At 68.5% G+C, this 18,385-nt stretch carries 18 protein-coding genes and 1 tRNA gene; 9 read left to right on the top strand and 10 right to left on the bottom strand.

Features of this window, described 5'->3' with window-relative positions; genetic code table 11:
- Window positions 1–124: 124 nt before the first annotated feature.
- The 3 genes from JOE64_RS00375 (at window position 125) to JOE64_RS00365 (ending at window position 4,549) form a co-directional block, all read left to right on the top strand.
- On the top strand, window positions 125–2,587 hold the full coding sequence (locus JOE64_RS00375; RefSeq protein ID WP_204962434.1) for a family 43 glycosylhydrolase: 2,463 nt from the start codon (window positions 125–127) through the stop codon (window positions 2,585–2,587).
- A gap of 85 nt (window positions 2,588–2,672) precedes the next feature.
- Complete coding sequence (locus JOE64_RS00370) at window positions 2,673–4,058, top strand: endo-1,4-beta-xylanase (RefSeq protein ID WP_204962433.1); 1,386 nt, start codon at window positions 2,673–2,675, stop codon at window positions 4,056–4,058.
- A 68-nt stretch (window positions 4,059–4,126) separates the two neighbouring features.
- On the top strand, window positions 4,127–4,549 hold the full coding sequence (locus JOE64_RS00365) for an NUDIX hydrolase (RefSeq protein ID WP_204962432.1): 423 nt from the start codon (window positions 4,127–4,129) through the stop codon (window positions 4,547–4,549).
- A gap of 16 nt (window positions 4,550–4,565) precedes the next feature.
- Here the strand turns inward: JOE64_RS00365 and JOE64_RS00360 are convergent, their stop codons facing one another.
- On the bottom strand, window positions 4,566–5,039 hold the full coding sequence (locus JOE64_RS00360) for an aminoacyl-tRNA deacylase (RefSeq protein WP_204962431.1): 474 nt from the start codon (window positions 5,037–5,039) through the stop codon (window positions 4,566–4,568).
- On the bottom strand, window positions 5,032–5,607 hold the full coding sequence (locus JOE64_RS00355; RefSeq protein ID WP_204962430.1) for a DNA helicase: 576 nt from the start codon (window positions 5,605–5,607) through the stop codon (window positions 5,032–5,034). The genes JOE64_RS00360 and JOE64_RS00355 overlap by 8 nt, the downstream gene beginning before the upstream one ends.
- Before the next feature lie 92 nt (window positions 5,608–5,699).
- On the opposite strand from JOE64_RS00355, the gene JOE64_RS00350 reads away from it, so the two are divergent.
- Window positions 5,700–6,257, top strand: a complete 558-nt coding sequence (locus tag JOE64_RS00350; protein ID WP_204962429.1) for a peptidylprolyl isomerase — start codon at window positions 5,700–5,702, stop codon at window positions 6,255–6,257.
- A 74-nt stretch (window positions 6,258–6,331) separates the two neighbouring features.
- Window positions 6,332–7,183 carry a rhomboid family intramembrane serine protease gene (locus tag JOE64_RS00345; RefSeq protein ID WP_204962428.1) on the top strand — a complete coding sequence of 284 codons (852 nt, stop codon included), beginning with the start codon at window positions 6,332–6,334 and terminating at the stop codon, window positions 7,181–7,183.
- 98 nt (window positions 7,184–7,281) lie between these two features.
- On the opposite strand, the gene JOE64_RS00340 is transcribed toward JOE64_RS00345, so the two are convergent.
- A complete protein-coding gene (locus JOE64_RS00340; RefSeq protein ID WP_204962427.1) occupies window positions 7,282–7,521 on the bottom strand; it encodes a cell division protein CrgA in 240 nt (79 codons plus the stop codon).
- A 54-nt stretch (window positions 7,522–7,575) separates the two neighbouring features.
- Here JOE64_RS00340 and JOE64_RS00335 point away from each other — a divergent pair, with 54 nt between their 5' ends.
- Genes JOE64_RS00335 through JOE64_RS00325 form a run of 3 tightly spaced genes read left to right on the top strand, consistent with a single transcriptional unit; the run spans window position 7,576 to window position 9,174 of the window.
- Window positions 7,576–8,385: a class E sortase gene (locus JOE64_RS00335; protein ID WP_204962426.1), complete on the top strand. Its 810-nt coding sequence runs from the start codon at window positions 7,576–7,578 to the stop codon at window positions 8,383–8,385.
- The gene (locus tag JOE64_RS00330) at window positions 8,385–8,543 is read left to right on the top strand and encodes a hypothetical protein (RefSeq protein WP_204962425.1); all 159 of its coding nucleotides are present in this window, start codon (window positions 8,385–8,387) and stop codon (window positions 8,541–8,543) included. The genes JOE64_RS00335 and JOE64_RS00330 overlap by 1 nt, the downstream gene beginning before the upstream one ends.
- A complete protein-coding gene (locus JOE64_RS00325; RefSeq protein ID WP_204962424.1) occupies window positions 8,536–9,174 on the top strand; it encodes an anthranilate synthase component II in 639 nt (212 codons plus the stop codon). Before JOE64_RS00330 ends, JOE64_RS00325 begins: the two co-directional genes overlap by 8 nt.
- A 12-nt stretch (window positions 9,175–9,186) precedes the next feature.
- Here JOE64_RS00325 and pknB read toward each other — a convergent pair whose 3' ends face one another.
- The 7 genes from pknB to JOE64_RS00290 are packed head-to-tail and all read right to left on the bottom strand — an operon-like array spanning window position 9,187 to window position 18,020.
- A complete protein-coding gene (pknB, locus tag JOE64_RS00320) occupies window positions 9,187–10,893 on the bottom strand; it encodes a Stk1 family PASTA domain-containing Ser/Thr kinase (RefSeq protein WP_204962423.1) in 1,707 nt (568 codons plus the stop codon).
- A 44-nt stretch (window positions 10,894–10,937) separates the two neighbouring features.
- Window positions 10,938–12,668 carry a serine/threonine-protein kinase gene (locus tag JOE64_RS00315; RefSeq protein WP_204962422.1) on the bottom strand — a complete coding sequence of 577 codons (1,731 nt, stop codon included), beginning with the start codon at window positions 12,666–12,668 and terminating at the stop codon, window positions 10,938–10,940.
- Entirely contained in the window at window positions 12,665–14,122 is a 1,458-nt protein-coding gene (locus tag JOE64_RS00310) for a peptidoglycan D,D-transpeptidase FtsI family protein (protein WP_204962421.1), read from the bottom strand. The genes JOE64_RS00315 and JOE64_RS00310 overlap by 4 nt, the downstream gene beginning before the upstream one ends.
- On the bottom strand, window positions 14,119–15,501 hold the full coding sequence (locus JOE64_RS00305) for an FtsW/RodA/SpoVE family cell cycle protein (protein WP_271202465.1): 1,383 nt from the start codon (window positions 15,499–15,501) through the stop codon (window positions 14,119–14,121). The genes JOE64_RS00310 and JOE64_RS00305 overlap by 4 nt, the downstream gene beginning before the upstream one ends.
- Window positions 15,498–16,736 carry a PP2C family protein-serine/threonine phosphatase gene (locus JOE64_RS00300; RefSeq protein WP_204962420.1) on the bottom strand — a complete coding sequence of 413 codons (1,239 nt, stop codon included), beginning with the start codon at window positions 16,734–16,736 and terminating at the stop codon, window positions 15,498–15,500. Before JOE64_RS00300 ends, JOE64_RS00305 begins: the two co-directional genes overlap by 4 nt.
- Before the next feature lie 10 nt (window positions 16,737–16,746).
- Entirely contained in the window at window positions 16,747–17,292 is a 546-nt protein-coding gene (locus JOE64_RS00295; protein ID WP_204962419.1) for an FHA domain-containing protein FhaB/FipA, read from the bottom strand.
- Window positions 17,289–18,020, bottom strand: coding sequence for an FHA domain-containing protein (locus JOE64_RS00290; protein ID WP_204962418.1), 732 nt, complete (start codon window positions 18,018–18,020; stop codon window positions 17,289–17,291). Before JOE64_RS00290 ends, JOE64_RS00295 begins: the two co-directional genes overlap by 4 nt.
- Before the next feature lie 161 nt (window positions 18,021–18,181).
- Here JOE64_RS00290 and JOE64_RS00285 point away from each other — a divergent pair.
- Window positions 18,182–18,265 (top strand) — tRNA-Leu (locus JOE64_RS00285).
- The last annotated feature ends 120 nt before the right edge of the window (window positions 18,266–18,385 follow it).

Below are 18,385 nucleotides of genomic sequence, written 5' to 3'. Positions count from 1 at the left end.
GCTCTGCCGTCTCGGCGAAATTCCTCATCCCGACTCTCCCGCTCTGAGACGATCTCCGCTACTATCACGAATGTTAGCGATAACTAGTCGCACATCACTACGCACACCCAGAGAAGAGTGCAGCATGCAAAGACGCAGATGGTCGTTGTGGAGGCGCGCCCTCGTCGGCGCCCTCGTCGGCGCGGTGGCCCTGACCGGCGTGCCGTTGGCGGCTTCCGCCGCCGACGGGGACGCCGTCGAGCTCCTGACCAACGGCAACATGGAATCCGGTACGAACGGATGGACGGCCAAGGGCACCGGCGTGAGCCTGTCGCTCGGCTACTCCACCCGCCACGCGGGCAACACCTCGTTGAAGGTGAACGCGCGCACGGCCGACACCGACGGCGCCTACCAGACGGTCAACCGTCTGGTCGCGGGTGAGTCGTACACGACCTCGGCGTGGGTGCACTACCGAGACGCGGGCGACGCCAGCGTCACCTTCGCACTGACGCTTCGGGACGCCTCCGGACACTCCGTCACCGCGGCACAGGCGCCGGTGACCAAGGGAACCTCGAGCAACACCACCCTCTTCACCCAGATCGGCGGCACGTTCGTCATCCCGAGCAGCGGCATCGACCTCGCCACGGCCCGCTTCGGCATCGAGACGGTCGGATCGACGGTCACCCCGGACATCTTCTTCGTCGACGATGTCTCCCTCGTGGGCAAGCGTGCCGCGCTGCCGCCTCGTCCGGTCGGAAACGCCGCCCCCGCCAAGGCGATCGGCGCATCCAACCCGCTGATGGACTACGAGTACGGCGCGGATCCGTTCGTCATGGAGTACGACGGGCGTGCCTACGTCTACATGACCTCCGACGCGTACGAGCTCGATGCGACGGGCAAGCCCACCTACGCCTACGAGAAGAACAGCGACGGCGACATCGTCGACAACTCGTACGGCAAGATCAAGACGCTCACCGTCATCTCCTCGGCCGACATGGTCAACTGGACCAACCACGGCCAGATCAAGGTCGCCGGCCGGGGCAACGGATTCGGCGTCTCGTCGTGGGCGAGCAACTCCTGGGCGCCGACGGCAGCGCACAAGAAGATCGACGGCGTCGAGAAGTTCTTCCTCTACTACGCCAACAGCGCGGGCGGCATCGGCGTGCTCACCTCGAACACTCCCGTCGGTCCCTGGACAGACCCGATGAACGGCACCGCGCTGATCTCGTCGAGCACCCCCGGCGTCAACAACCTGGCCGGTGCGAACAACGTGGTCTGGCTGTTCGACCCGGCGGTCCTCGTCGACGACGACGGCTCGGCGTACCTGTACTTCGGCGGCGGCGTGCCCACCGGTCAGAGCGACTGGCCGAAGACCGGCCGCGTGATCAAGCTCGGCGCCGACATGGTCAGCGTCGACGGCTCGGCCGCACTGGTCGACGCACCGGCCCTGTTCGAGGACTCCGGCATCCACAAGTTCAACGGCAAGTACTACTACAGCTTCTGCACGAACTTCACCGGGCGCCCCAACGGGCTCATGATCGACGGCGTCAACCGCACCGTCGGCACCGGGAACATCGCCTACATGGTGTCGGACTCGCCCATGGGCCCGTTCACCTACGTCGACCAGATCCTGCCCAACCCGGCGACCTTCTTCGGTGTCGGCGGCAACAACCACCACGCGATCTTCGAGTTCAAGAACCAGTGGTATGTGGCCTATCACGCCCAGACCGTCTTCAAGAAGTTCGTCGACGACGGCCAGTTCAGCGGTGTGAAGGGCTACCGTTCGACCCAGATCGACAAGATCTCGATCGCACCCGATGGCACGATCGCCCCGATCACGATGACGATGGCCGGCGTCGACCAGGTCGGCGACCTGAATCCGTACGCGCGGATCGAGTCCGAGACGATCGCCTGGGACTCCGGCGTGCGTGACCCGTACACGACGACCGCGGGCATCCGCACCGAGTTCCTCGGGACGACGAACGACCAGGGGATGAAGCTCACGAACATCAACGGTTCGGAGTGGACGGCCCTCTCGAGCGTCGCGTTCGGCGACAAGGGAGCCGCCTCGGTGTCCTTCCACGGCGCAGGCAAGGCCGGGGGCCAGATCGAGGTGCGCCTCGATTCGCCGACGGGACCTGTCGCGGGCACCGTCTCGATCCCCGCGGGCGACGGATCCACCTACGCCGACTACACGGCCGAACTGACGGGAGCGACGGGTACGCATGACGTGTTCTTCTCCTACGTCGGATCGGCGTCGGCCCAGCTGTTCGATCTCGACTACCTGTCGTTCACCGAGGCCACGCCCCACGTCGGGATCGCCGACAAGGTGACGGTCACCTCGACCAGTCGCTGCGTGGCGGGCACGTCGTATCTCGCGGTCAGCGTGAACAACGGCAACGACGTCGCGGTGGAGACCACGATCACCACGCCGTACGGGAAGAAGAAGGTCACCGTCCAACCCGGCAAGACCGTGACGAACGCCTTCACCAGCCGCCTCAAGGCGTACCCGGCCGGTCAGGTCTCCCTCGCCGTGTCGGCCTCGGTCGACGGTGCCACCGTCACCGGTGATGTGCAGGCGGACTTCGCCGCCTTCAGCTGCAAGTAAACACCGCAGCGGGTTCCGGTCCGGCGCATGCCGGACCGGAACCCGCTCGACACCCAACCCGGGAGTGCGAATGAGACAACGACATGTGACCAGTGCCGGACGACGACTCCTCGCCTCGGCGGCGGCGATGCTGCTCGCGGTCTCGATGGCATCCGCCGTCGAGAGTGCGTCGGCGGGCGAGACCGACCCCGGGGTGAAAGACACGACACCGTTCGCGGTGGGCGTCGCGATCGATCAGCGCGAGACGACCGGAACCGCGGGCGTACTCGTGGCGCGCAACTTCGACCAGGTCACCGCCGAGAACCACATGAAGCCGGATGCCTGGTATGACGGGCAGCGTTCGCTGCGCATGCACCCGCAGGCGGCGGCGATCCTCGACTTCGCGTCGGCCCACGATCTTCACGTGTACGGCCACACACTCGTCTGGTACCAGCAGACGCCGGCATGGTTCTTCCAGAATGCGTCGTCGGGTCAGGCGCTCGGGACGAGCGACGCCGACCGTGCGGTGCTCCGCGAGCGGATGCGCACGCACATCTTCGGTGTCGCGCGACTGTTGTCGGAACGCTCCGGTCTGTTCGGAGCGGGCAACCCCGTGAACGCGTTCGACGTCGTCAACGAGGTCATCAGCGACGGCCCGGAATCGGACGGGCTGCGACGCAGCGAGTGGTACCGCATTCTCGGCGAGGAATACATAGATCTCGCCTTCCGCTATGCGGACGAGGCGTTCAACGGTGTCTACGCCGCGCCCGGCGTCCATCGTCCCGTGAAGCTGTTCATCAACGACTACAACACCGAATATGCGTCCAAGCGTGCGCGCTACCTCGCCCTGGTCGATCGCCTTCTGGCACGCGGAGTCCCCGTCGACGGCGTCGGCCACCAGTTCCACGTGGGGCTCACGACGCCCGTCGACGCGATGGCGCAGGCGATCGACGCCTTCGCGTCGCGTCCGGTGACCCAGGCGGTGACCGAGCTCGACGTGCCCGTGGGCACACCCGTGACCGCTGAGCGGCTCGAGGCGCAGCGCACCTACTATCGCGATGCCTTCGCCGTGTTCCATGCTCGCGCGTCATCGCTCTACTCGGTGAGCGTGTGGGGCCTGACTGACAGCCGGAGCTGGCGCGCGAAGGACGGCGCGCCGCTGCTGTTCGCTGACGACTACTCCCCCAAGCCGGCGTTCTACGGAGTGCTGGAGGCGGCACCGGCACCGACCGGCGTGCTCAACGCCACGACGCGGTGCGTCGCGGGCCGGATCGTGGTGGTTACGACCGTGGAGAACCGCGGGGCATCAGCCGCCGCGGTCACCGTCACGTCACCATACGGGTCGCGCGCGTTGCGGGTCGCCGCCGGAACGAAGGCATCGGTCGCCGTCTCGACGCGCGCCGCGACGGTTCCCGTGGGCGAAGTGACGGTGTCGTCGACGGACCTCGTGTTCGGCACGGACCGCTCGGGCTACGCGGCGGTGACCTGCTGAACCGACGGATGTCCCCGGGTGTGGTCGCCGTCGTCGGCGGCCACACCCGTCGCCGGTAGGGTGTGGGCATGGACCTGCGCGTGGCCGCTTACGCCGTCGTCCACGACGATCGGGGACTGCTGCTGGCGCACTGGCACGAAGGCCGACGTGCCGCGTGGACCCTTCCGGGCGGAGGGATCGAGCCAGGGGAGGATCCGGCCGATGCCGTCCGGCGCGAGGTGCGGGAAGAGACGGGCTACGAGGTCGAGATCGATGAGCTCCTCGGCATCGATTCGCGCGTGATTCCGCTCCGACGGCGGCTGGCGGCGGGGGCGGATGCCCCGTTGCACACCATCAGGATCGTCTACCGTGCCCACGTGGTCGGCGGCCGGCTGCGTCACGAGACGGACGGCTCGACCGATGAGGCGGGATGGTTCGCTCGCTCGTCGGTGCCGACCATCCCGCACGTGCAGCTCATCGAGACCGCTCTGGGTATGGCGGGGCTCGGCTGACGCGCGAGTGCCTCCGTCACGCCGCAGGCTGCGAGATGTCCGCGACGGTCGCGTCGTACGACGCGATGAGGGCATCCGCGTCGACGAACAGGCTGTAGCCGTGCGCTCCGGCTCCCATGGCGACGCGGCGGCCGGTGATGCTCTGATCGGCATACACCGGCCAGTCGGTGGCACTGCCGATCGGAACGATCGTGCCGCGCTCGTATCCGGTCGCCGCGAGGGCGAGTTCGGGTTCCGGCAGTCTCAGCTTGTTCACCCCGACGACGGCACGCAACTTCGGCCATAAGATCGCCCGGTCGCCGGGCACCAGCACGAACAGATACGTGTCGTCGGCTCGCTTCACGACGAGCGTCTTGACGATGTCAGCGGGCTGCAGTCCGAGCAGCGTCGCCGCCTCGGCGAGCGATCCCGCCGCCGGGCGCTCACGGATCTCGATGTCGAGTCCGCGCTGCGCGGCGGCATCTCTGACGCGTCGGGTCGGATCAGGCATCCGGTGCGCGCAGCGGGTCGTCGGCGACCCACAGCTCGTCATCGGCGCGCAGCGTCTGCCAGGCGGCGTAGATCACACCGGCCGCGGCGGCCACGCCGAGAACGAGAGCGATGACACCACCGGCGCTGACGCCCTTCTTCGCGGGAGCGACGGGCACGGCGAACTGCTTGGCCACCTTCTTGCCGTACTTGTCCGCGTTCTTCTGGATGGCGGCGATGTCCACCGAGCCGAATCCGCGGCCGGCGGCGAGGTGCTTGCGCTTCTCGTTCGCGGCATCCCACACCGACAGGGCCGAACCGATGACACCCGCGGCCGTGGGGAGGACGGTCTGGTTGTAGACCTTCTTCGACGTCGCGAGACCCTGCTCGACGAACGGCGCGGCGTACTGCTCGTAGGTGTGCTGCACGGTCGGCACGACCTGCTCGCGGTTGTAGTTGCCGAGTTGGCGACCCGCCTCACGGGCGACGCTCCCCGCCTGACCGAGCAGCACCTGCTGCGACTCCCACAGAGTCGCCGCCTGGTCCTGGAGCTTGCGGAGTTCCTTCTTGCGCTTGCGGCTGAGGCTCACGGTGCCCTCCCTGGGGTTCCGGCTGTATGTCCTTCCATCTTGCCAGACCGCTCAGAGCATGCGAGGGGTTGACAGGTGAAAGAATGCTCAGCATGACGATTCACACCGCCGTAGCCACCCTCCACACGAACCATGGCGACATCGTCGTCAACCTCTTCGGCGATCACGCGCCGCGCACGGTGCAGAACTTCACCGGTCTCGCCGACGGTTCGCAGGCGTGGACCGACCCCGCCACCGGAAAGCCCGGCGAGGGCCCCCTCTACTCCGACGTCATCTTCCACCGCATCATCCCGAACTTCATGATCCAGGGCGGCGACCCGCTCGGTCAGGGCATCGGAGGCCCGGGGTACAACTTCGACGACGAGATCCACCCGGAGCTGAACTTCACCGCGCCCTACATCCTGGCGATGGCCAACGCGGGCCTGCGTCGCAACGCGATCACCGGCAAGGCCGAGGGCACGAACGGTTCGCAGTTCTTCATCACGACCGACCCCACCCCGTGGCTGCAGGGCAAGCACACGATCTTCGGCGAGGTGGCCGACGAGGCCTCGCGCGCCGTCGTCGACGCGATCGCGGCCGTCCGCACGGGCGCCGGCGACCGTCCGGTCGAGCCCGTCGTGATCAGCTCGATCGACGTCGCCGCCGTCTGACCCACCCGGGCGCGGGGTGCCCGTGCGGGGCCCCGCGCCGGCTGGACGGATCGGAACCGGACGACCGGAGGACCATGACGAACGCCGATTTCCGGTCGAACCCGGACAACTTCTGCTACCGGCATCCCGAGCGGCAGAGCTTCGTGCTCTGCCAGCGGTGCCTTCGCACGATCTGTCCCGAGTGCCAGACCCAGATGCCGGTCGGGGTCATCTGCCCCGAGTGCCGTGCCGAGCAGCAGAAGCAGCAGCATCACACGGCGAAGGTGACGCGGATGCCGCGCCGTCGCGCAGCGGGCCTCGACGGCCGCCCGGTCGTGACCTACGGTCTGGTCATTCTCACGAGCTTCATGTACCTCGTCGGACTGATCCCCGGGCTGGGAGACGAGGTGAAATCCTGGCTGGCATTCAATCCACAGCTGGTTCTCGTTCAGCCCTGGAGCCTCGTGACCGTCACGCTTGTGCACGCAAGCATCTGGCACGTCGCGCTCAACATGCTGGCTCTGTGGGCCATCGGGCGCAGTCTCGAACCGCTGCTCGGCCGATGGCGCTTCCTCGCGCTCTACCTGCTGAGTGCCCTCGGCGGCTCGGTGCTCACCGCTCTGCTGGCCCCCACGACGTGGGTCGTCGGGGCATCCGGCGCCGTCTGGGGTCTGCTGGGCGCGATGTTCGTGATCGGCCGACATCTCGGTGCGAACGTCACGACGATCGCGGTCATCCTCGGGCTGAACCTGCTGATCACCTTCCTGCCGGGATCGAACATCGCCTGGCAGGCGCACATCGGCGGCGGGCTCGTGGGCGCGCTGATCGGCTTCGTCTTCGCGCGGACGCGTGCGATCCGCCAGCAGCGTCAGCAGATGTGGCTGCTCATCGCCATCGGCGTCGGGCTACTCGCGTTGCTCGCGGTTCCACTGTTCGTGTACCGCTGATCCAGGGTCGACGCCGAGTTCTCCACAGGCTCATCCACAGGTGGGGATGAATTACACCGGTGTTATTCACACGGAGAGGATGACACGGTGGAGAGAGATCAGCGCCAGCGCGTCGTCATGAGGAAGCCGATGAAGGCGATGCCGAAACCGATCACGAGGTTCCAGCCCCCGATGCCGGGAACCGGCAGCGCCTGGCCGCTGAGATAGAAGACGATCACCCAGAGCAGCCCCAGGATCATCAGCCCCAGCATGATGGGCTTGAACCACACCGGGTTGGGGGCGGTGTTCGCCTCGCCGTGCTCGGTGGTCTGCTCGTCATCTTTGCCAGAACGTGCCATGCCGCGATTCTACCTGCCAGCCGGGCCACAGCCGTGCTGTGCGAGAATCCCCCCATGGGAGACTCCGCGCCGGTCACGCGCCGCAGCCACCGTCGCCGCGCGCCCCGGCGGCGGGTGTCGATCGTCGGCGTCCTCGGCGAGCTGCTCATCACCGTCGGCGTCGTCGCCCTTCTCTACGTGTCGTGGCAGATGTGGGTCGGCGACTGGATCATCGGAGCCGAGAAGCACAAGCAGGCGAGCGCGCTGTCGCAGAGCTGGATGACCCCGTCGCCTGCCGCGTCCGAGGACGCCTCGCCCTCACCCTCGCCGGATCCGTCGGCCACGGCCGGACCCGCTCCGGACGCGGTGGTGCCGGTGCAGGCGCAGCCCGATCACGGCACGACGTTCGGGGTCATGTTCGTGCCGCGCTTCGGATCCCAGTGGCAGTTCACGATCGCCGCCGGCACCTCGCGACATGACATCCTCGACCAGGGCGAGATCGGTCACTATGCCGACACCGGCATGCCCGGAGCCGTGGGCAACACCGTCTACGCCGCCCACCGCTGGACCTCGGGGGCGCCGTTCGATCCGATCGACCGGCTCGTCGTCGGCGACGCCATCGTGGTGCAGACCAGCGACGGTTGGTACACCTATCGCTTCCGCACGCTCGAGTACGTCCAGGACACGCAGGTCGACGTCCTCCTCGACGTCCCGCAGAAGGTGGGCGTGCAGGCCAACGGCCGCTACCTCACCCTGACGAGCTGCGCACCGAAGCTCAACATGCTCGAGCGGATCATCGCCTACGCCGTCTTCGACAGCTTCACCCCGGCATCCTCCGGACCGCCGGCGTCGCTGTCCGCCCCCACGCAAGGAGCCACCGCCTGATGTATGCCGCTCTCTGGCGCATTCTCCCCGGCCCCGCCTGGGTGCGCGTGATCATCCTTCTGGTGCTGCTGGCCGCGGCTCTCTACGGCCTGTTCTGGTACGTGTTCCCGTGGGCGGGCCAGTTCATCAACCCTCAGGAGTCCACGGTCGGTGGCTGACCGGATCCTCGTCATCGACAATCACGACAGCTTCGTGCACACCCTGGTCGGGTATCTGCGCGAACTCGGAGCGCGCGTGACGATGATCGAGGCGGATGCCGTTGCCGACCCCCGCGTGGCGGTCGACCGCTTCGCCGGCGTGCTCGTCTCACCCGGCCCGGGCGGCCCCGACGACGCCGGATCGTCGATCGACGTCGTCCGTGCGGCTGCACGGTCCCGGACTCCGCTTCTCGGGGTCTGCCTCGGTCATCAGGCGCTGGCCCGCGCCTACGGAGCGCGGGTCGGCGCGGCGCCCGAGCTCGTCCACGGCCTGACCAGCGAGGTGCATCACGCCGGCGACGCTCTGTTCGCGGGGCTTCCGACACCGTTCCGCGCGACCCGGTACCACTCCTTGACGGTGGTGCCCGAGACTCTGCCGTCCGAGCTGACGGCGATCGCGTGGACCGACACCGGCGTGATCATGGGGATCGCCCACCGCGACCTTCCGATTCGGGGCGTGCAGTTCCACCCCGAGGCCGTGTCGACCGAGGGCGGCTATCGCCTTCTGGGCAACTGGCTCGAAGAGACGGGATGCGCGGGCGCGGCCGCGCGCGGAGCCGCACTCCGCCCGCATCGTGAGCTCACGGCGTGAGCCCGGCTGGGTTCAGCGCGTACCCGTGCAGACCCGGAGCTCGACCGTCGAGTGGATCGGCACGTCGCCCGGGGCGAGCGACTGCGATGCGACGGTGCGTCCGCCCGCCGACGCCGGGCACCCGGCATCCTCGACGATGGTGGGGTTGAGCTTCAACGTGTCTGCCGACAGCGCACGTTGAGCCGCGTCGGCGGTATAGCCGACGACGTCCACGAGGGTGACCTTGCCGCTCGCGACCGTGAGGTTCACGGCCGTGCCGATCGCGACCTCCGAGCCTTCGGTCCTGTCGGCGGCGATGACGACGCCGGTCGCCAGATCGGGGTTGTTGCGGCTGATCACGGTACCGAGGGAGAGTCCGGCGCCCGTCAGCGCGTTGCCGGCTGCCGTCGTGTCCAGCCCGGTGAGGGTGGGCACCTTCGCCATCTTCTGACCGGTCGACACGTAGACCTTCACCGATTGTCCGGGCTCGACGGTCGTGCCGGCGCCGGGGTCGGTGCTGATGACGTTGCCCGCCCCGATCTTGTCGCTGCTCTGCTGCAGCTCCTGCGCCTGCAGGTCGTGCTGCAGCAGGAGATCGTTGGCGCGATCCCAGGACATGTCCACGACATCGGGGACGACGCGCGAGGTCGTCGGCACGGTCGTGCCCGGGCGATTGGTGAGCACCCAGAAGAGGACGGAGATCAGCACGACGGCGAGCACGGCGATCCCGGCCCAGATCCAGGCCACCGGCGGGCCCTGCTGGGTGCGGGTCATGGTCGTGTCGGTGGAGAGCTGGCGCAGCGATCGCGCCGTCTCCGCCGCCTGGCGAGGGCTGGATCCGTACAGCTCGCTCGTCAGCGCTCCGACCTGCTTCTTCGAGGGGGCGCGCCCGTCGCGGGTGGCCTCGAGCGCGGCGCGGAACGACGCGGCATCCTGGAAGCGCTGGAACGGGTCCTTCGCGAGCGCCCGCAGGACGACCGCGTCGAGTGAGCGCGGCACGGCGTCGACCAGCTCGGACGGGGGCATCGGGGTCTCGCTGACGTGCTGGTAGGCGACGGCCACGGGTGAATCGCCACGGAACGGAGGGCGACCCGTGAGCAACTCGTACAGGACCACGCCGGCCGAGTACACGTCGGCGCGCGAATCGACCGGCTCGCCCTTGGCCTGCTCGGGCGAGAAGTACGCGGCGGTGCCGATGATGCTGGTCGTCTCGGCGACGGTCGACGACGAGTCCGACACCGCGCGTGCGATGCCGAAGTCCATGACCTTCACCTGACCGCTCGCGGTCACCATGACGTTCCCGGGCTTGATGTCGCGGTGCACGACACCGGCGCGGTGCGAGTACTCGAGCGCCTCGAGGATGCCGTCGGTGTAGCGGATCGCATCGGCGATGGGCACGGGGCCGTCTTCGACGATGTCTTTCAGCAGACGTCCCGAGACGAGCTCCATGACGATGTAGGGGACCGCGCGGACCGAGCCGTCGGGTTCTGTCCGCGTGTCCTCACCGGCGTCGTACACGCGCACGATCGTCGGATGCGACATCCTCGAGGCGGCCTGCGCCTCGAGCCGGAACCGGGTGCGGAAGGTGTTGTCGGCGGCGAGCTCGCGCTTGAGGATCTTGATCGCGACCTCGCGACCCAGAGTCACATCGCGTCCGCGGTAGACGCTCGCCATCCCGCCGCGTCCGATCAGATCGCCTACCTCATAGCGATCGGACAGTATTCGGCGCTCTGCAGACACGTATCCCCCTGGACCGATGGAACAGCCAGCCTATCCGACCCGACTCAGTGGCCCGTCGTCGCGGTGGGAGCCGGGGTCGGTGCCGCAGTGATCGTCGCCACCGACTTGGGGGACCGCGGCGACTGGCGCACGGTGCCGTCGCCGCTCTCGCACTCCACGATGTAGTCGATCTGAACGGTGCCCGAGGCTCCGGCCGTGACGACCGCGGGCTGCTGACCGATGAGGAAGGATGCCTCTTCGCCGCCGCCGGCCTGGAAGGTGCCCCCGACGACCGTGAACTTGTAGTTCGTCGGCGTCGATCCCGCCGGGCACGCAAGACCCTGCCAGGTGACGTCGAGACGGCCTCCGGCGGCCACGCTCGCCGCGCTGAGGGTCGCGGCCGCGGGCGTCGGCAGCGGCGTCTGCTCCGCGTAGGCCGTGAGGGTGAACTGCTGGGTCAGCGGCACGTTGGCCTGCGGCTCGTAGCGGTACACCGTGCCGACCTTGTCTTCGGTGGGCGCGGCGTCACCCGTCACGCAGCTCACGTTCGACAGGCCGGCGTCCTGTGCGATCTTCTTGGCGTCGGCACAGGTGTGTCCGACGAGACCGAGCGCATCGACGTTCACCGACGAGGGCTTCGGCGTCGGCGAGGGCGACGGCGGGTCGGACTTCGTCGGTGTGGGCGCGGCGCTGGATGTCGACGGCGCGGGCTGCGGCTGGGAGTTAGAGACCATGGCGAACACCGTGGCGCCGAGCACGATCAGCAGCAGGGCGATGAGGGCGATGAGCGGCCATGTCCACGGGCTGCGCTTCTTCTTCTTCGCCTCGCCCTCCGGACCGCCGGCGACCGCGGCGGCGGCTCCGGCCGCCGGCATCAGCCGGGTCGTGTCTTCACCGCTCGGGCTCAGCAGCTGGGTGACCTCGTCCACGGGCCGGTCTCCCGCGATGGCGGGGACGATGGCGACCGCTCCGGCGACGTCGCCGCGGCGCAGCGCCGTCGCGGCCCGGGCCACCGCGGAGGCCGTCGCCGGGCGCTCGTCGGGCTTCTTGGCGATCATGCACAGGACGAAGTTGCGCACGGGCTCGGCGATCGTCGCCGCGAGCGGCGGGGGAGCGTCGTTGATCTGCGCCATGGCGATCGCGACCTGCGACTCGCCCGCGAACGGTCGCTTGCCCGCGAGGCACTCGTACGCGACGATGCCGAGCGAGTAGATGTCCGTCGCCGGCGATGCGGAATGACCGGATGCCTGCTCGGGCGACAGGTACTGCACCGTGCCCATCACCTGACCGGTCGCCGTCAGCGGCACCTGGTCGGCGATGCGGGCGATGCCGAAGTCGGTGATCTTCACCCGGCCGTCGGGCGTGATGAGGAGGTTTCCCGGCTTGATGTCACGGTGGACGAGACCGGCCGCGTGCGCGGCCTGGAGGGCGGCGGCGGTCTGCGCGACGATGTCGAGCGTCTTGTCGGTCGAGAGAGCGCCTTCGCGCTCGAGGATGGTCGAGAGCGCCTCTCCGGGCACGAGCTCCATCACGAGGAAGGCCGAGCCGTTCTCCTCGCCGTAGTCGAAGACGCTCGCGATGCCCTCGTGGTTGACGAGTGCAGCGTGACGGGCCTCGGCGCGGAAGCGCTCCAAGAACCCCGGGTCGCCCATGTACTCGTCCTTGAGGATCTTGATGGCGACCGTGCGTCCGATGACGTGATCGGTGGCCTCCCAGACCTCGCCCATGCCGCCGATCGCGATCCGCGAGTCCAGCTCGTATCGCCCGCCGAAACTCACACCCTGCGTCGGTCTCATCTGCTCAGCACCGCCTCTATGACTTTCTTCGCGATGGGGGCCGCGATCCCGTTGCTCGTTCCGGACTGCCCGAGCCCTCCGCCGTCCTCGATCATCACCGCGACGGCCACCTTCGGGTCGCTCGCCGGAGCGAACCCGGTGAACCAGAGGGTGTACGGATCGCCCGGGCCGTGCTCCGCCGTGCCGGTCTTCCCGGCCACGTCGACGCCGTCTATTCTTGCACCGCTGGCTGCGCCGTCGCTGACATTGGCGATCATGAGGCTCGTCATCGTGGCGGCATCCTTCTCCGAGAGCGCACGCCCGAACTGCGTGTTCTCGACCGTCTGCTGCACCGTCAGATCGGGGGCGACGACGCGGTCGACCATCCGCGGATTCATGACGATCCCCTTGTCGGCGATGCCCGCCGCGACCATCGCCATCTGCAGCGGGGTGGCCTTGACGTTCTCCTGGCCGAATCCGGTGAGCGCCGTGCGATCGGGCGAGAGGGGGCCGGCCGGGTAGCTCGAGATCGCCGTCTCGAGAGGGATGTCGAAGCTCTGGCCGAAGCCGTACTTCTTCGCTTCGGTGCGGATCGCGTCGTCGCCGAGCGCGACGGCGAGTTCGGCCATGGGGATGTTGCAGCTGAGACGCAGCGCCGTGGCGAGGGTGACCTGGTCGCCCGCCCCGCAGGTGCCGCCGTCGAAGTTGCGGATCGAGGTCGAGGTGCCCGGCAGCGTGTACGTGGCGGTGTTCGGGAACGTGGAGTCGGGCGTGTACTGGCCGGATGCCAGCGCGGCCGATGCCACGACGAGCTTGAACGTCGAGCCGGGAGGGTTCAGCGTGTCGATCGTGCGGTTCGCCAACGGGTTGACGGCCGCGTTGTTCAGCTCGGCGGCGGTGTTGTTCACCTGGTCGGCGTCGTGCACGGCGAGAGTGTTGGTGTCGAAGCTGGGGCTCGTCGCCATCGCGAGCACGCGCCCCGTCGACGGCTCGATCGCCACGACCGCTCCCTGATACGAGCCGAGAGCGTCGAAGGCGGCCTTCTGGACGGCGGGGTCGAGTGTGAGCAGGACGTTCGACCCGCGCGGCGGCTGGCCCGTGATGATCTGGTCGACACGAGAGAGGAACTGCGAGTTGGCGGTTCCCGACAGCTCCCGGTTCATCGCCTGCTCGATACCGGTCGCCGACTGCAGCACCGGATTGATGTAACCGGTCACGGGGGCCCACATCGCGGCATCCGCGTACTGCCGCTGCCAGGCGTAGATGTCGTCGCTCGGCACCGACGAGGCGATCACCTGGTCGCCCGCGATGATCGAGCCGCGCTGCACCTCGAACGAGTCGTAGAGCGCGCGCTTGTTGCGCTGGTTGTCGGCGAGATCGCCGGCCTGCACGACCTGGATCCAGCTCGTCGCACCGAACAGCGCGACGAACATGAGCAACATGATGATGCTGAGTCGGCGCAGCTCCTTGGTCATCCGATCACCACCCGGGGCCTCGATCGCACGGCATCCGAGATGCGCAGCAGCAGTGCGACGATGATCCAGTTCGCCACGAGGGACGACCCGCCGGCGGCCAGGAACGGCGTCGTGAGGCCGGTCAGCGGGATCAGCCGGGTGACGCCGCCGACCATGATGAACACCTGCAGGGCGATCGTGAACGACAGTCCCGTGGCGAGCAGCTTGCCGAAGTCGTCCTGGCCGGTGATGCCGATGCGGATGCCACGGCTGGCGAACACCATGTACAGGCAGAGGATCGCGAAAACGCCCACGAGGCCCAGCTCTTCGCCGAGGCTCGGGAAGATGTAGTCGCTCTGTGCGAGCGGCGTCAGCCCCGGCCGCCCGCGACCGAGACCCGTGCCGATGAGACCGCCGTGCGCGAGCCCGAAGATGCCGCTGACGAGCTGATAGCTGCCGCCGGTGCGGTCGATCACGTCGGGGTCGAAGGCGTTCAGCCAGTTCTGGAAGCGCCAGCCGACGTAGGTGAGCGTCTGTGCGGCGATGACGGCACCCGCCACCGCGAGCCCGACGCCGATGACCACCCAGCTGGTCTTTCCGGTCGCGACGTAGAGCATCGCGATGAACATGCCGAAGATGAGCAACCCCGTGCCGAGGTCCCGCTGCAGCACGATGATCGCGAGGGAGGCGAGCCAGACCAGCAGCAGCGGCCCGAGCTCGCGGGGCCGGGGCCACGTCATCCACAGGAAGCGGGTGCCGACGGAACTCAGCGCTTCACGCGTGCGCACGAGATAGCCCGCGAAGAAGATCGCGAGCGCGATCTTGGCGAGCTCGCCCGGCTGGAAGGAGAAGATGCCGCCGATCGAGATCCAGACGTCGGCGTTCGCGTCGGTGCCGAGTCCGGGAACGAACGGCAGGAGCAGCAGCGCGATGCCGACGAAGCCGAACACGTAGGTGTATCGCAGCAGCACACGGTAGTTCTTCAGTGCGAGCACGATCGCGACCGCGGCGGCGAGGGCGATGACGAGCCAGACGAGCTGGCGCGTGGACAGGGCCGCCCACCCCTCGTCGCCATCCTCGATGTCGATGCGGTAGATCATGGCGACGCCGAGCCCGGACAGCACGGTCGCGATCGGAACGACGAAGGGGTCGGCCTGCGAGGCGCGGTAGCGCAGCACGATGTGCAGGCCGAGTACGAGAACGGTCAGCGCGCCGCAGTAGTAGAGGAACGTCCAGTCGATGCGTCCGAGCGCACCGAGCTGCACGAGCGCGACCGAGGCGCCGTTGATGAGGAACGCGAACACCAGCAGGCCCAGTTCGCGGTTGCGCTGAGTCTGGGGCATCCGGAGCTTTCGCAGTGCCTTGACGACGGTGGTGTCGGTGCTCACGGGGGCGGTCACGGGGTCACCTCCCGCGTCTTGCGCATCGTCTCGACGATGGCCTGGGCGTCGGAGAGCGAACGCGCCGAGATGGTCTGCTGGACCGCGAGGCGCTGGTAGAAGGGCAGGTCAGCGAGCAGGATGCCGGTGTCTTCGTACGGCGACGACAGCGTGATCGGCCCGAGATCCTGCTGGATGCCGCGGAAGATCACGACCGAGTCGGCGTCCGACCCGACGAAGTAGCGAGACTGCGTCCAGCTGTACGCGCCGAGCGCGGCGGCGGCGAGGCTCGCGAGGATGACGGCGAGACCGACGATCCACCACACGCGTCGGCGGCGGGAGCGGCGGCGGTCCTCCTCGATGAGCTCCTCGAGGAACTCCGGTGCGGGCTCGAAGTGCGTGGGCTCGTTCGCGGCCTGACGCGCGGGGTGTAGCCAGCTCGTGCGGCCGGGGCGGGCCGCCGGCACCTCGACGCCACGCGGGTTCGACGCCGAGCCGACGATCGTGGCGGTGCCGCTGAAGAGCGGATGACTGCCGCCGACGTCGACGATGACCACCGTGACGTTGTCGGGGGCTCCCCCGTCGAGCGCCTGCTTGAGCAGCAGGTCGGCGGTGCGCCCGGGTGGCAGGCCCTGGCCCAGGGCCTTCGCGGTGTGCGCGTCGTCGACGACGCCGGACAGGCCGTCGGAGCAGATCATCCACCGGTCGCCGGGCTGGGTCGGCATGATGAAGGTGTCGACCTCGGGGTCGGGGTCCATGTCACCCAGAACGCGCATGAGCACGGACCGCCGCGGGTGGTAGCGCGCCTCTTCCGGCGTGATCCGGCCCGAGTCGACCAGGCGCTGCACGAACGTGTGGTCGGTCGTGATCTGCGTCAGTGCGTCGTCACGATAGAGATAGATGCGCGAGTCGCCGATGTGCGCGATCACCGCGTAGTCGTCGACCATGTCGAGCGCGCTGACGGTGGTGCCCATGCCGGCCAGTTCGGGGCGCTCGGCGACCGTGTCGATGAGCACTGCGGCAGTGGAGGAGATCGCCTCCTGCAGGGCCTCTTCGGCTTCGGTGGGCGTCGCGAACGGGTGATCCAGGTTCTTCAGCCGATGCACGGCGATGCTCGAGGCGACGTCGCCACCGGCATGGCCGCCCATGCCGTCGGCGACGACGAACAGGTTCGAGCCCGCATAGCCCGAATCCTGATTGTTGGAGCGCACCTTCCCCGTGTGGGAGATGGCGGCGCTCGACCCCTCGAAGACCATGTCGGTGGGACTACTTCCGCAGCTCGAACGTCGTCGCGCCGACCTTGATCGGGGCGCCGACGCGCACGGCCACGGGGGTCGCGACGCGGGCGCCGTCATGCCACGTGCCGTTGGTCGAATCGAGATCCTGCAGCATCCACTGATCGCCCCACAGCAGCAGGCGCGCGTGGTGGCTCGAGGTGTAGTCGTCGCGGATGACGAGGCCCGACTCGCTGGAGCGGCCGATCGTGAGCGGCTCGCCGGTCAACGGCAGTTCGAGGCCGGCTTTCGGTCCGCTCGTGATGACGATGCGCGACACGGCGTCGCGGGTCGCCGGGGCCGGGCCGCTCGGTGCGGGTGCCGCCCGCGGCGTCGGGGCGCGCGCGGGTGCGACGGGTGCGGTCTCGGCGGACGCGGACGGCACCACCGCTGCGGCTGCGACCGGCGCGGGGTCGGCGAGCTTTCGCACCTTCACCCCGAACAGATCGGCACGCAGCGAGTACACCAGCGCGAAGACGAAGAACCAGAGCAGGAGCAGAAGCCCGATCTGCAGCAGCAGAAGAGTCAGCGCGCTCACAGGCGGTCACCGAACCCGAACGCCCGTGTCGCGTCCGCGGCGGAGGTCGTCGGCCGGGGCGGCGTCGACTGGGCGATGACGCGGAAGGTGATGTCGGTGCGCCCGATCGTGATGACCGAGTCGGGCGGCAACGGAGCCTCCGCGACCTTCTGGCCGTCGACGAGGGTGCCGTTGGTCGATCCGAGATCGCGCACCATGGCGCGCTCGCCGTTCCACAGGATCTCGACGTGGCGGCGACTCGTCCCGGCATCCGCGAGGGTGATGTCGGCGTCGGTGCCGCGGCCGATCACCGTTCGCCCCTTCACGAGCGGGTGGCGCGCACCGTCGATGTCGACGACGCCCCGCCACGACACCGTGCCGGCGGCTGTCTGCGAGTCGACGCGGAGGGTTCCGGTCGGCATCTGCGCGTCGGCGGCGAGCACGATCGTCACGGGGCCGGCGAACGCGAAGCCCTGTGTCTTGGCGTGCGTCTCGACGAGGCCGTGCAGCTCGTTGTCGAGGGCCGACCCGAGCGAATTCATCCGCTCGGCGTCGGCGGGCGACATGTGCACCTCGAAGGCGTTCGGGGCGAGAATGCGGTCGCGGCTGACGACGGCCGCTTTCGCGTCGAGTTCCGTGCGCAGTGCCGCCGCGATCTCGACCGGTTGGATGCCGCTGCGGAAGGACTTGGCGAACGCGCTGTTCACAGCGCGTTCGAGTCCTTTCTCGAAGCTGTCAAGTAGTCCCACGGGGCTCCTCAGGCTTGGACCGGTGCGTACATGCTAGTTGCACTGCCTGAGCGCGAGCGGCATGCCCGCGGTGCACGGGCGTCGCTCTGCGCCGCGAACAGTGCTCTGCGCGTGATATCCTCGGGAAGTTGGACACGCGGGATCTTCGGATGCCACGGTTCGCGCGAGTGGCGGAATAGGTAGACGCGCTGGCTTCAGGTGCCAGTGCCCGCAAGGGCGTGGGGGTTCAAGTCCCCCCTCGCGCACAGTGCGATGTCTCACAACATCGTGAACGGCTGAACCCCCGGTTTCGGGGGTTCAGCCGTTTTTGCGTACCCGTGGTGAGCAGGGCAGGACCATTGCTCGACGCACGCTGATCCGAACGC

This window comes from Microbacterium dextranolyticum (genome assembly GCF_016907295.1).
Lineage (GTDB): Bacteria > Actinomycetota > Actinomycetes > Actinomycetales > Microbacteriaceae > Microbacterium > Microbacterium dextranolyticum.
This window is presented reverse-complemented; position numbering and strand designations above follow the sequence as displayed.

Excerpts from the sequence above, each read along its gene's own strand:
- JOE64_RS00375 (WP_204962434.1), top strand. The coding sequence starts at position 125 with ATGCAAAGACGCAGATGGTCGTTGTGGAGGCGCGCCCTCGTCGGCGCC.
- JOE64_RS00365 (WP_204962432.1), top strand. The coding sequence starts at position 4,127 with ATGGACCTGCGCGTGGCCGCTTACGCCGTCGTCCACGACGATCGGGGA.
- JOE64_RS00360 (WP_204962431.1), bottom strand. The coding sequence starts at position 5,039 with ATGCCTGATCCGACCCGACGCGTCAGAGATGCCGCCGCGCAGCGCGGA.
- JOE64_RS00350 (WP_204962429.1), top strand. The coding sequence starts at position 5,700 with ATGACGATTCACACCGCCGTAGCCACCCTCCACACGAACCATGGCGAC.
- JOE64_RS00345 (WP_204962428.1), top strand. The coding sequence starts at position 6,332 with ATGACGAACGCCGATTTCCGGTCGAACCCGGACAACTTCTGCTACCGG.
- JOE64_RS00340 (WP_204962427.1), bottom strand. The coding sequence starts at position 7,521 with ATGGCACGTTCTGGCAAAGATGACGAGCAGACCACCGAGCACGGCGAG.
- JOE64_RS00335 (WP_204962426.1), top strand. The coding sequence starts at position 7,576 with ATGGGAGACTCCGCGCCGGTCACGCGCCGCAGCCACCGTCGCCGCGCG.
- JOE64_RS00330 (WP_204962425.1), top strand. The coding sequence starts at position 8,385 with ATGTATGCCGCTCTCTGGCGCATTCTCCCCGGCCCCGCCTGGGTGCGC.
- JOE64_RS00315 (WP_204962422.1), bottom strand. The coding sequence starts at position 12,668 with ATGAGACCGACGCAGGGTGTGAGTTTCGGCGGGCGATACGAGCTGGAC.
- JOE64_RS00310 (WP_204962421.1), bottom strand. The coding sequence starts at position 14,122 with ATGACCAAGGAGCTGCGCCGACTCAGCATCATCATGTTGCTCATGTTC.
- JOE64_RS00300 (WP_204962420.1), bottom strand. The coding sequence starts at position 16,736 with ATGGTCTTCGAGGGGTCGAGCGCCGCCATCTCCCACACGGGGAAGGTG.